Origin of the sequence: Streptomyces sp. LX-29 (genome assembly GCF_029541745.1) — a bacterium.
GTDB lineage: Bacteria > Actinomycetota > Actinomycetes > Streptomycetales > Streptomycetaceae > Streptomyces.
Window position 1 is genome coordinate 5886330 of the sequence record NZ_CP089746.1, and the last position, 12322, is coordinate 5898651.

Annotated in this window: 11 protein-coding genes and 1 tRNA gene; 11 read left to right on the forward strand and 1 reads right to left on the reverse strand. The window is 71.7% G+C overall.

Going from position 1 to position 12322, the window contains the following annotated elements:
* Positions 1-543: 543 nt before the first annotated feature.
* The 11 genes from LRS74_RS24760 to LRS74_RS24810 all read left to right on the forward strand — a co-directional run bounded on the left by LRS74_RS24760 (position 544) and on the right by LRS74_RS24810 (position 11344).
* Positions 544-984, forward strand: coding sequence for an SPW repeat protein (locus tag LRS74_RS24760; RefSeq protein ID WP_277743074.1), 441 nt, complete (start codon positions 544-546; stop codon positions 982-984).
* A 172-nt stretch (positions 985-1156) separates the two neighbouring features.
* Positions 1157-1873 (forward strand): type 1 glutamine amidotransferase domain-containing protein, encoded by a 717-nt coding sequence (locus tag LRS74_RS24765; RefSeq protein WP_277743075.1) that lies wholly within the window; start codon positions 1157-1159, stop codon positions 1871-1873.
* Positions 1874-2275: 402 nt separating this feature from the next.
* On the forward strand, positions 2276-2638 hold the full coding sequence (locus LRS74_RS24770; protein WP_277743076.1) for an SAV_915 family protein: 363 nt from the start codon (positions 2276-2278) through the stop codon (positions 2636-2638).
* A 13-nt stretch (positions 2639-2651) separates the two neighbouring features.
* Positions 2652-4208 carry a diaminopimelate decarboxylase gene (gene lysA, locus LRS74_RS24775; RefSeq protein ID WP_277743077.1) on the forward strand — a complete coding sequence of 519 codons (1557 nt, stop codon included), beginning with the start codon at positions 2652-2654 and terminating at the stop codon, positions 4206-4208.
* A gap of 558 nt (positions 4209-4766) precedes the next feature.
* Positions 4767-6386, forward strand: a complete 1620-nt coding sequence (locus tag LRS74_RS24780) for an MFS transporter (RefSeq protein WP_277743078.1) — start codon at positions 4767-4769, stop codon at positions 6384-6386.
* A 554-nt stretch (positions 6387-6940) separates the two neighbouring features.
* Entirely contained in the window at positions 6941-7516 is a 576-nt protein-coding gene (locus LRS74_RS24785; protein WP_277743079.1) for a MarR family winged helix-turn-helix transcriptional regulator, read from the forward strand.
* Between the two features lie 249 nt (positions 7517-7765).
* The gene (locus tag LRS74_RS24790) at positions 7766-8857 is read left to right on the forward strand and encodes an AvrD family protein (RefSeq protein WP_277743080.1); all 1092 of its coding nucleotides are present in this window, start codon (positions 7766-7768) and stop codon (positions 8855-8857) included.
* A gap of 181 nt (positions 8858-9038) precedes the next feature.
* The gene (locus LRS74_RS24795; RefSeq protein ID WP_277743081.1) at positions 9039-9536 is read left to right on the forward strand and encodes a hypothetical protein; all 498 of its coding nucleotides are present in this window, start codon (positions 9039-9041) and stop codon (positions 9534-9536) included.
* Positions 9537-9858: 322 nt separating this feature from the next.
* Positions 9859-10674 (forward strand): ATP-binding protein, encoded by an 816-nt coding sequence (locus tag LRS74_RS24800; RefSeq protein ID WP_277743082.1) that lies wholly within the window; start codon positions 9859-9861, stop codon positions 10672-10674.
* Between the two features lie 173 nt (positions 10675-10847).
* Complete coding sequence (locus LRS74_RS24805) at positions 10848-11192, forward strand: MmcQ/YjbR family DNA-binding protein (protein ID WP_277743083.1); 345 nt, start codon at positions 10848-10850, stop codon at positions 11190-11192.
* Positions 11193-11272: 80 nt separating this feature from the next.
* Positions 11273-11344: transfer RNA gene (locus LRS74_RS24810), tRNA-OTHER, on the forward strand.
* Between the two features lie 220 nt (positions 11345-11564).
* Here LRS74_RS24810 and LRS74_RS24815 read toward each other — a convergent pair.
* Positions 11565-12089 (reverse strand): DUF5994 family protein, encoded by a 525-nt coding sequence (locus LRS74_RS24815; RefSeq protein ID WP_277743084.1) that lies wholly within the window; start codon positions 12087-12089, stop codon positions 11565-11567.
* Positions 12090-12322: the final 233 nt, after the last annotated feature.

A 12322-nucleotide genomic window follows, 5' to 3' on the forward strand; every position in this document is an offset into this window, starting at 1 on the left:
TGGGGGGCCGACCACGGACCGGGAACGGCCGGCCTGCCGCCGGTGCCCGGGCCGCCGGGCGTCTCCCGCAAGCCGTTCGTGTGCCGCGCGGTGGCCAATCCCTGTATGCCGGTCGTGTCGTGGGCGCCGCGTACGCCGTGCGTCCCGCCGGTGTCCCGCGCCTCGCCGGTGTCGCCCCCACGCGTCGCGCCGCCTGCGCTCTGCGCGGTCTGCGCGCTCCGCGCGCGGAACTCGACGGTCAGGGCCCGCAGCAGGGTCGATTTCCCGATCCCGGCCGGGCCGTGCAGCAGCACGCTGCCGCCCTGGGCCAGCCGCTCACGCGCCCGCGCGAGCAGCTCGTCCCGGCCGACCACGGCTTCGCCGCCGGGTGCGATCGGGCCGGGGCAGTTCGTCAGATCTGGCTTCACGACGCGTCACGCCCTTGCTGCTCTCACTGCTGCAAAACCGACATCTACCTATAAATCAAGGCGTGGCGCACAATGGTGGTGCGGTGCGCCGTTGCACCGCGCGGTCAGACCTGCATGATCGAAGGAGGCGAGTCGCATGGCCGACGTCTCGCATCACAGAACTGATCTTAGGGGCCACCCCGACGTGTCCGAGATGCGGGAGCGCTACGCCCGGCTGCTCGGTGAACGGGATGTGGTGTTCGTGGACGGACCGGTGCTGCTTGCCGGTCTGTATCTTGCTGTCTCTCCGTGGGTGGTGCACTTTTCAGGCAACACCGACCTCGCCATGCACAACCTGATCTTGGGCATATGCGTGGCCGTGCTGGGTCTCGGGCTCACCGTGGCGCCGACCCGCATGTACAGCCTGTGCTGGACCATGTGTGCGATCGGCGTCTGGTTGATCATCTCCCCGTGGGTGGTCACGGGGTCCCCCGACGCTGGAATGATCTTGAACAACATCATCGTCGGCGCCATCACCTGTCTGCTGGGTCTGATCGCCGCCGGCATGGTGATGCGCAACAGGAAGGTGGTCACGTAGCCACACCATCACCCCACCGCCGCCTCGCCGCGACGGTGCCGGCGCGGCACACCGCCGCGTCGTCGCGAGCGTGTAGCCGACCGTCGCCTCCCTCGGCTTTCCGATGGGAGGCGACGGTGTGCCTCCCGGCGCCTCCCGGGAACCGGAATCACCGACACCTACGGTCGACGGCATGACGACGAAGATCCTCATGATGGTGAGCGCCGCGGACAGTCTCACCCTCAGCGACGGCACCGCACATCCCACCGGCTACTGGGCCGAGGAGGTGGCCGTCACCCACGATCTGCTCACCGGCGCGGGCGCCGAGGTCCGGATCGCCACCCCGGCCGGTGCCGTGCCCACCGTCGACCCCGCCAGCCTCGACCCGCGCGGGGGCGTCGACGAGGAGGATGTGCGGCGCTACCGCGCGTACCTCGACTCCATGGGCCCCAGCCTGGCCGCCCCGCTGCGCATCGCCGACATCGCGGCGGCCGACTACGCCGCGTATGTGCTGCCCGGCGGGCACGGCCCGATGGTCGACCTCGCCTTCGACGGCGATCTGGGCCGGCTGCTGGTCGAGGCCGACCGCCTCGGCAAGATCATCGCCCCGCTGTGCCACGGGGTGGCCGGGCTGATCCCCGCGCGCGTGGAACACGACGCCTTCGCGTTCGCCGGTCGCCGCATGACGGGCTTCACGGACGCGGAGGAGCGGGAGACGGGCCTGGACCTGACATGGCTGGTCGAGAGCCGGCTGCGCCAGCTCGGCGCGGCCTTCGAGGCCGGTGAGCCGTGGACCAGCAAGGTGGTCGTCGACGGCAACCTGATCAGCGGCCAGAATCCCCAGTCCAGCGCGGACTTCGCCCATGAGGTGCTCCGGGCGGTGCGGGACGCCGCGGCGGCCTCCGGCTGACGGCGTCCGACGCCCGACGGCCCCGGCCCCGTGCCCGGGGCCGGGCGTGGCCTATCCGGGCCTGGCCTCCTGCGCCGGCTACGGTGCCCTGCCCGCGCCGCGCGGCGCATGGAGACACGGCGCGCGGAGACGACCGGAGTGCCGAGACGAGCGGCGTACGGCGACGAGCGGCGTGACCCGGTGGCCGGGTCGGACACCCGGCCGCCGCGCTGAGGCCGGCATACATCTCTGACCGTGCCATCAATACTGATGATCGACAGGATCGCGTCAACGCTTTCCCAACGTATGTCAATGATGCGTCAGGGACGCGAACGGACCCCGCCGGGACGGGCATAGCGTCAGTGCGCGCCCTGGTCCACACCAGTGGCCCGGGCGGCACCCGTTTCGTCGAGGAGGAGCGTCGTGAACGCGCATCTGTACGCAGAAGACCCGGAGCCCTCAGATCCCGGCCCGGCCGGACCTCTCATCGTCCCCGTCCGGTCGGGTCCTGCGGGCTACGCGGCCCGCATGTTCCGCACCCCGCTGGGCGACCGTATGGCGGTCGCCTTCAGCTCCCCCCAGCGGCTCGCCGCCGTGCTCGGCGCCGAGCAGCCGTGGGTCCGGCTCAGCGAGCCCGCACTGCGGGCGCTGACCGCCCCCTTGGGCGCCACCTCCGTGACCGTGGACCCCCAGCTGGCCGCCCCCGCCCCCACGCCCCCGCCCGCCGCCGTCCCCGCGACAGCGTCCCGCGACCCGCGCCCGCGCCTGACGCTGCGGATCGGCTGAGGAGGCCATCGAGATGTCCATCCCGCTAGCCCGCCCCGCGCGGTCCACCGCTTCCGCGCCGGCCCCGGCCGACAGCGCGCGCACCACCGCGCGGGAAGCCGTTTCCCCCCGCGGCGCCGGCCGTGTCCAGAGCGCCCCCGGAGCCACCGCTGGAGCCACCACGGGAGCCGGCTCCGGATCCGTCACCGGAACCACCGCCGCCCCCGCCCCCGGATCCGCCTCCGGCCCCGCCCCCGCAACCGCCGTCGGAGCGGCACGGGAGGCGGTCCCGGCCGCCGCCCTGTCCGTGTGGCCGGCCTCGACGAGGCCCCTGGCCGGAGCCGACCTCGCCGTGGGCGGCGTCCCGCTCACCGAGATCGCCGACCGCTTCGGCACCCCCGTCTACGTCCTCGACGAGGAAGAGGTGCGCACCCGCTGCCGGACCTACCGGGACGCCTTCCCCGAGGCCGACATCCACTACGCGGCGAAGGCCTTCCTGTGCCGCGCCATGGCGCACTGGGTCCAGGAGGAGGGCCTCGGCCTGGACGTGTGCTCCGCGGGCGAACTGGAACTCGCGGTGACCACCGGCTTCCCGGTGGAGCGCATCGTGCTGCACGGCAACGCCAAGAGCCCGCAGGACCTGCACTCCGCGTTGCGGCTCGGCGTCGGTCGCATCGTGATCGACTCCACCTCGGAGATCGCCCGGCTGGCGGCCGAGGTCCCGGCCGGAGGTCGCCAGAAGGTCATGGTCCGCGTGGTGCCCGGCATCACCGCGGGCGGCCACGCCAAGATCCAGACAGGTACGGACGCCCAGAAGTTCGGCCTGTCGCTCACCGACGGCTCGGCCCACCACGCCATCACCCGGATCCTGGACCAGTCGCGCCTGGAGCTCACCGGTCTGCACTGCCACCTCGGCTCCCAGATCACCACCGTCAAGCCGTACCTCCAGGCGGTGCGCCGCCTGGTCGGGCTGATGGCCCGGGTGCACCAGCAGCACGGCGTGACCCTCACCGAGCTCGACCTCGGCGGAGGCCACGGCATCGCCTACCGTCCCGGCGAACCCGCCCTGGACGTCACCGCGCTGGCCCGCAAGGTGCGCCTGGAGCTCGCCGAGAGCTGCGCGGCGGCCGGGCTGGCCGTGCCCCGGCTGATGATCGAGCCGGGCCGGGCCATCGCCGGGCCCGCGGGCGTGGCGCTGTACCGGGTGCTGTCGGTCAAGCGCTCCGGCGAGCACACCTTCGTCGCCGTCGACGGCGGCATGAGCGACAACCCGCGGCCCGCGCTGTACGGCGTGCGATACGCGCCCCGTCTGGTCGGCCGTCACTCCACGGCCGCGCCCCGCACCGCCACCGTCGTGGGCCGCCACTGCGAGGCGGGCGACATCCTGGCGGGCGGGGCGGAGCTGCCCGAGGACGTCCGACCCGGAGATGTGATCGCCGTACCCGTGGCCGGGGCGTACCACCTCTCCATGGCCTCCGGCTACAACCTGGTCGGCCGCCCGCCGGTGGTCGCCGTCGCCGAGGGCCGCGCGCGACTGCTGGTACGGCGCGAGTCGCTGGAGGACATCCGGCGTCGGGACATCGGCCTCTAGCCGACTCGTCACCGTGCGGCCGGCCGTCCCGGTCGACGCCGGATCACGGCGCGCGCGGCCGCGGAACGCCCGGCCGTCGCGCGCCGCCGGGGCGCGCTCGACCGCCGTAGGCCCGGCTCGCCTCCGTACGCCCGGTCACCGCCCGGCTGGTGACCGGGCTCCCGCGCGGGAGTCGGCCGCACCCCGCGCGGGCGGCGGCCCCGATGAACTCCGGCCCCGGCGCCGGCCGTAACCGACACCGGACACACCGGACCGCGAGCCTCCTTTACTGGTCTGAACTCCAACAGGTTGCTGGCCTGAACTCCAACGGGCGTGCCAATGGCGTGAGTTGGAGGGCCGCACAAGTCGTGGAAGTGGTTGACGGTCCGCCATGCCATCCGTACCGTTCTGGATCGTAGGAAATGCAGATGATTGAGATCGTCTACGGGGGGGCAGATGTCGAACGCACGGGGGAAGCACCCGCACCCGCCGGGTGCGTTACCGTCGGCCGTACCGCTTTCGGCCGCGTCGGAGGTCGCGGACGGTGACGGTTCGACTTCGTCGAGGGGGGCCGCCGCGGTGTGCGTCGCGCGGGGCGGCGGGCGCGGCTGGACGCTCGCCGCGGTGTGCGTCGCGGCGTTCATGCTGATGCTCGATCTGACGGTGGTGAACGTCGCCCTGCCGGACATGCGCGCATCCTTCGACGCAGGCTTCTCCGATCTGCAATGGGTGCTCGACTCCTATGCGCTGGGGCTGGCGGTCTTCCTGCTCACCAGCGGTTCGCTGGCGGACCGGTTCGGTCGGAAGCGGATGTTCAACGCCGGCTTCGTGATCTTTCTGGCCGCCTCGCTGGCCTGCGGCGTGGCGCCGAGCGCCGGCTTCCTGTCGGTGGCGCGGGGCGTGCAGGGGCTCGGCGCGGCGGTGCTGTTCGCGATCGGTCCCGCCCTGATCGGGAACGAGTACCGGGGGAAGGACCGCGGTAAGGCGTTCGGGGTGTTCGGCGGGGTCGTGGGCCTGGCCATCGCGTTCGGCCCGCTGATCGGCGGCGCGCTCACCGATGGGCTCGGTTGGCGGTGGATCTTCCTGGTCAACGTGCCGGTCGGGGTCGTCGCGATGGGCATCGGGATGCTGCGGATGCGCGAGTCCCGGGATCCGGAGGCGCACCCCGTCGACTGGTGGGGGCTGGTCACCTTCTCCGCGGCGCTGGCGCTGCTGGTGCTCGGCTTCCTGCGCGGCGAGGCGGAGGGCTGGGGCAGCGCGCCGATCGTGGGCATGTTCATCGGTTCGGGGCTGCTGTTCGTGGTCTTCTTCGCGGTCGAGGCGCGGCTGGGCGAGCGGGCGATGCTGGAGCTGTCGCTGGGGCGCAACGTGACCTTCAACGGCCTCTCGGCGGTGACGCTGCTGTGTGCCGCGGCGACCATGTCCGCGCTCTTCCTACAGATCTCCTATGTGCAGAACGTGTTGGACTTCTCCGCCTGGGGCACGGGCCTGCGCTTCCTGCCGCTCACCCTCACCCTCTTCGTCGCCGCGGCCGTCGCCGGCGGCCTGACCACGGTGGTTCCCCAGCGGATCCTGGTCGGGCTGGCGCTCGCCCTGGTCGCGGCGGGGCTGTGGCTGGTGACCCTGGTGGACGCGGACAGCGAGTGGACCGCGCTGCTGCCCGCCATGGTGGCGACCGGCGCCGGCATGGGGCTCTTCAACCCGCCGCGCGCCTCACTCTCCATCGCCGTGGTCAAGCCGTCCAAGGCGGGCATGGCCTCCGGCATCGGCGAGACCTTCCAGCAGGTGGGCGTGGCCGTCGGCATCGCCGCGATCGGCGCGCTCTTCCAGTCCCGGGTGGCCGACCTCTTCGCCGCCTCCGAGGCGGGCGGCCGACTGGGCGCCGGAGCGGAGGAGTTCGGCCACGCCGTGGCGGCCGGCGGCGGTGTCGAGGCCGCGGCCTCGGCGCCGGTCGCCGTCCGTCCGGGGCTCGACCAGGCGGCGCGCGCGGCCTTCGTCGACGGGCTGCACGAGGTCATGGTCGTGTGCGCGGTGATCGCGGCGCTGGGGGCGGTGATCGCGTTCGCCTTCATCCGCACCCGCGATCTGCACGAGAGCGCGTTGGCGGGCGCGGAGGCGTACGACCCGGAGGGCGTCGGGGCCGCGGGCGCGTCGGAGCCGCCCGGCCCGGACCGGGGACGGGTCGAAGTCGCGGTGTGACCACGGCGTACCGGCGTACGCGGAGCCTACGGGGGTGAGGTTCCGCGTATCCCGCGGGGGGGAGGGCGGTGGTGCCTGGCGGGGCGCCACCGCCCTCGCGGTCTCGTCCGCTCACGGTCCCGCTCCCACTCCCGCCGGCGGTCCCAGGCCCGTCGATCCCGGGACCCTCGATCCAGAGATCCAGAGATCCAGAGATCCAGAGATCCAGAGATCCAGAGATCCAGAGATCCAGAGATCCAGAGATCCAGAGATCCAGAGATCCAGAGATCCAGGGATCCTGGGTACGGGGCACCAGGGATCCAAGGCTCCAGGGGGCCAGGGCTCCAGGGCTCCAGGGCTCCAGGGCTCCAGGGCTCCAGGAATCCAGGGCTCCAGGAATCCAGGGCTCCAGGAATCCAGGGCTCCTGGGCGCGGGCCTGTTCTGTGGGGCGCCGCATCGATCTCACGGTCATCCGACGATCGGTCAGTTCTACTATTGGCTTTCGGCTTTCACTGAGGTTTCGGCGGGCGGTAACGCCGCCGGGAGAACCACCCCGACGATGGGAGCGCGGCCCATGCCACACACCGTCCAGACCCCTGAGCCCGCCTCCGGGGCCGGCGCCGAGGTGGGCGCGCGCGATGTCGCGCCCGGGCCCGGGGCCGGGTCCGGCACCGGGGCCGTCCCCGACGCGGAGGATGCGACCTTCGACTTCCCGCTCGTCAACCGGACCGGATACCTGCTGAACAAGGCCGGCGCGCTGCTGATGCAGGAGGCGGAGCAGGTCCTGGAGGGGCAGGGCATGCGGATGCGCTACTTCTACGTGCTGGCGGCGCTCGAAGGCAGGCATCCGCTCTCCCAGCAGGACCTGAGCCGCCTGCTGAACCTCGACCCCACCACCATGGTCGCGATCATCGACGAGATGGAGTCGGCCGGCCATGTGGAGCGGCGCCGCAACCCCGCGGACCGCAGGCGCTACATCCTCCACCTCACGGACGACGGACGGCGGGCGCTCGGACGGGCGTCGTTGGCGGTGGGGGAGGTCGAGGAGCGCTTCCTGGCCACGGTGGTGGACCGGGACCGGGAGCGGCTGCGGCAGATCCTGCGCCGTCTGCTGGCCGATCGCTGGCCCAGCGTGATCTCCTGCGAATGACCCTCTCCGTTCACCGCGATCGGATTCCGGCCCCCGGAATCCGATCGTTCGTTTTCCCGCCCTTTCTCCTCCGCTTGCCGAGGAGCCGGTTATGGCAATTCCGGTTTCGGTTTCACGATGGAGACATAAAACCTCTTGGGTGATCTTTCCCTCATGCTAGCCTCATCGGCATCGAGTTCACGACCTGATGTGACTCGGTGACGGCGCGCCTCACGAGTATTGCGTGCCACGGGGGAAGGGCAGTTTCATATGATCACGGGGGATCGTTATTTCACCTCTCTCGACGCCTGCCTGGGCCCGGGCGACGAGAGGTTCTTCGGCAGCGGCTACAAACGGGTCGGCCAGAATCTGGCGGACGTGACGGCGGGCGGCCCGGCCGTGCCCGGCGCGCTTGTCGTCGCCCGCGCGGGCCTCAGCTACCCGCTGGACTGGTCTCGCAAGTCCACGGCCAGTCGGTTGCGGCCGCACCTCAGCAGCATCGACGCCCTGGTGCTGGCGGCTCAGCTCGCCGAGATCCAGCTCAACCACAGCCGCTCGCTCACCGCGGAGCAGCAGCGCCACACCTGGTTGCCGGCCGCCGAGATCCGCGCCGGCTCCAGGCCGCACGAGGACCTGGCGGGCTTCCCCGTCCGGGCGCGACTGAGTGAGATCACCGAGGCGCCGGGACCTACGGGAGCCACGCGAGACGAACGCGCCACAGCGGAGTTCGCCACAGCGGCTGAAGCCGGCCGCGGCACGACCCTGCGCAGCACGTACGACTGCCGTATCGGCAGCCTGAAGGTGCGCTGCGTCCTGGAGCACGCGGCGGGGGCGGGCGATCGCGCCGGCCGTCCGGCGGCGGTGTACGCCACCGGCGACGAGGCGCTGGGCCCCGCCCGGACCAGGCACTACGGCGACGGCTACAAGACGCGGCGGCTCTTCTCGGAGGGCGTGGCGGTCGACCTCGCCGGCCAGCGGGTGCGGGCGGGTCAGCACATCGTCCCCGAGCCCGGGGACAGCACGGCCACGCGCGGAGCGGAGGCGGCGTACGCGCCGTCAGTCTCCCTGGTGGACTGCATGGTCGGCATCGCGCAGCTCGCCCAGGTGCTGCTCTACAGCCAGGACGAGATGTCGCGCGGCGCCAGCAACACGCTCTGGATGCGACGGATCGTCATCGAGGCGGATTCGCCGGTGCGGCCCCTGGACCGGCCGATCGACGCCGTCGCCTATACGACGAAGACTCGGACGCTGCGGATGGGCGCGGGGGTGTGGCGCTGTTCGGATCTCGCGGTCGACGACTTCCGCGGAATTCACGGCTCCTGCTCGATAGCCCACCAGCTGCCGATGGCACGGGCCGCCTGAGAACGGTAAGTGAAAACGGGGGAATTCAGCAATGATCGGCTCAATCGCGGGATCGCCGATGACGCGATCCGGAAAGGCCCTCATCGTATTCGAGGGGCCGGCCAGGATCACCTGGCACAACGGGGGAAACGGGCGGTGGACGCCCATCGGAATATGGCCGGGACCGCGGCATCGAATGACGGTGGACGAACAGCTCGCTCGGCGCGCTCCGCTGCTCGTCGTCCTGGACGCTCCGGAGGCCACCGTCCCGGTCCTCAGCGAGGAACTGGCCCGCGCGCCACGGCGGGTGTACGCGGCCCTGACCCGCGAGGAACCGATGACGGCGTCGGCGTCGGCGTCCACGGGGCCAGCGCCGCTGTGCGCGACGTCGCCCCGCGGGGAGGAGGTCACCGATCTGCGGGTGCCGCTCCTCGACTGGCTGCCGGGCCCGCTGCGCCGCCGTGGGCTGGACTTCCTCGCCGAGAGCGAGGAGGCGCTCGCCCGCACCCCGCGCGCCCTGCTTCCCGCCCTGCTCACCGAGGAGGACCCGGCGCCGTCCACGTCGGTGCGCTTCGCTCGTCGGCTGCTGCCGGGAGCCCTGTCGGAGGCGTGCCTCGCCGCCGCCGTACGGCATCTCTTCCCGGCCGTCCGCAACGAGCCCGGGCAACCCGCCGGGCCGGCGCGGCTGAACTGCGCGTGAGCGTGGTGAGAGCGGTGACACGAACGAGGACAGACGCGCGAGGGGACACCACACGGTCGGACCCGCGAGCGGAGAAGCGAACGGGGATCGGGACGCGCTCGGGAACGGCGACCGGTAGGCGCCCGGCAGAGGCGTCAGAGACGCGCCCAGGCGTGGCGCTGCCGGTCGACCCGCCCCCGATCCTGACCAGCGGGGAGCTGAACTCGGAGGTCGCCGCCCTGGCGTGGGGAAACCTCCGGCGGACGACGACACGTCAGGCTCCCGGTCACTCCGGCTCCCCTGGCCCCCACTCGGGCCCCTCCGTCGGAAGCGAGGAGACACCATGAGCGACGCGACCGCGACCGTCGCGCCGTCAGGCGCCGTACGGACGCCCGAACACCCCATCCACCTGGCCATCTCCGGCACCTACTCCACCGGCAAGAGCACCACCACGGAGGCGCTCTCCGTCGCCACGGGCATCCCGCGCACCCACGCCCTGACCTCGCGCGAGATCCTCAAGGACCTCGTCCCCGGCAAGCAGGTGCAGGAGCTGTCCGCCGTCGAACTCCTCGCCCTCGGCCTGCGCCGCCTCGAAGAGCGCATCCACAACGAGGCGATGCCCGGCTCCTTCGTCTCCGACGGCTCCGTGATCCACGAGTGGATCTACGGCGAGGCGCGCATGCGGGTCGGCGTCAACCCGGGGGACGGCGCCCTCCACAAGCTCCTCACCGAGCTCGCGGGGTTGCCGGTCAAGCGCTTCTACCGCCAGTACATGCAGGCGTACGGCCAGATCACCAAGGCCCGCGCCAAGCGGACCTACGACGCGTACGTCCACCTCCCCGTCGAGTTCCCCATGAAGGCCGACGGCCACCGCCCCGTCTCCGAGCGCTTCCGGCGGATGTCCGACGAACTGCTCATCCACACCCTGGAGGAGATGGAGATGCCGTACCACGTCGTCCGCGGCAGCGTCGAAGAACGGGTCGACCAGATCATCCGCATCTTCGACCTGCCGACGGTGTTGCCCGTGGGCGAGGCCGTGACCATCGCCCAGCGCCGCGTACGGGAGGCCAGCGAGCTCCTGGAAGCGGACTCCCGGAGCCACGCCGCCCAACGCGAGAAGTCCCGACTGCGCCGCATCCGCTACGCGCTGCGGTACTGACCGCCACCGCGGCCACCACCGGGCGAGCGACCCCGCCGCCTCCTGAACCGAGGTGGCGGCGGGGCGTGCTGTCTCCCTGGCCGCCACGGCTCCCCCGGATTGCGGGGGTCAGGCACTCCAAGACGGAGATCACCATGCTCCCGAGCCCGCACCGCCCGCTTACCGTAGTGACCATGACCACCGCAGATGCCGATGACGTCCGCCGGATCGCCCTCTCCCTCCCCGAGACGGTCGAGAAGGAGGCGTGGAGCATGCCCACCTTCCGCGTGGCCGGGAAGATGTTCGTGACCATCCCCGACGACGAGACGTCCTTCGCCGTCCGCTGCCCCATGCACGAGCGCGCCGAACTCATCGCCGCCGAACCCGAGAAGTTCTGGGTCCCCCCGCACGAGGCCGGCTCCAACTGGGTCCGCGTCCGCCTCGCCGCCCTCGACGACGTCCACGAACTCCGCGACATCCTCGTCGACTCCTGGAAGCAGGCGGCCCCGCCCCGACTGCTGGAGGCCTGGTCACTGTGACCGCCCGGGACGTTCTTCCGCCCCCTCCGAATGGGGTACAGTAGATCTTGCAAACGCCGCCCGAGAGGGCGGGGTTCGATGCGTCGGTCGTCTAAGGAAAGATGCTCGTCTCCAAACGAGAGATGTAGGTGCAAGGCCTGCTCGGCGCTCCACGGAAAGGGCCCTTCCCCAACTCGGGGAGGGGTCCTTTCGCATGCGCGGACGTTCAACCCCCGCCGCTCGCCCATCGACTCCCGGGAACGACGAGGTCCGCCGGCTGCGCCTTCCCCTGCGGGAAGTGGAGGGCTGGTGCAACCGCACCCCGGCGCGGTGTTACGGCGGCTGGACCCGGACGTCCAGAGGGCGGCAGGCTCTCCGCCCCGGGGCTCTGCATCACGGCGTATCGCGGCGTTTCCGGCCCGTCTGCGGGGCTTCCGTGGCGATCGGTTGTGTCCGGCCGGTCCTGGTGTCGATGAGGATCTGCTCGGCCGTGGCGTTGTCGGCGCTGACGGCCCGGGCCATGGCTGCGCGTGCCGTGTCGGGAGTCGTGTCCGGTGGGATCACCAGCAGGGAGAAGTGGTCTCGATCTCCTCGGGTGACGAGGACGGTGTCGTCACTGACCGGGAAGGAGTCGATGTGCACGACGCGGTCGTCGATGATCAGTCGTGTCGGTAGGTCGTCCCAGGCACGGGAGTCCAGGCCGACGCGCGTGACGGGTCCGAGGTGCTCGGTCAGCGCGGTGATCAGGCTCGGCAACTCGGCGTCGATGTCGCGGGAACGCGGCCACCACGCGCCGTCGAGAACTCCCCCGCGAGCATGTGTCGTCTCCAGCCGCAGCAGGGCGGTTCCAGGTTTCACGGCTTCGTGGATCGCGTCCGGCAGAAGCTTCGCTTCACGCGGGGGTTCGGCGTCGGACATGGTGTGCTCACCCGCCTGCGGAGTTCGGCATGCGTAGCGTTCGTTGATCGCCTCGGATGACCTCCGGGCGCTGCCTTTCACCGTACTCCGTGAGCGCACGCCGGTGTCGTTCTCGGTGAGCAGACACCACCGGGACCGCAGGCCGCTGGGGCCTGCTGGTGATCCCGCCGGATGCCGGTGGCGGCTGCCGCCGCCCGACTTGTCGGCGACGCGTGAATCGTGACCCACATCCG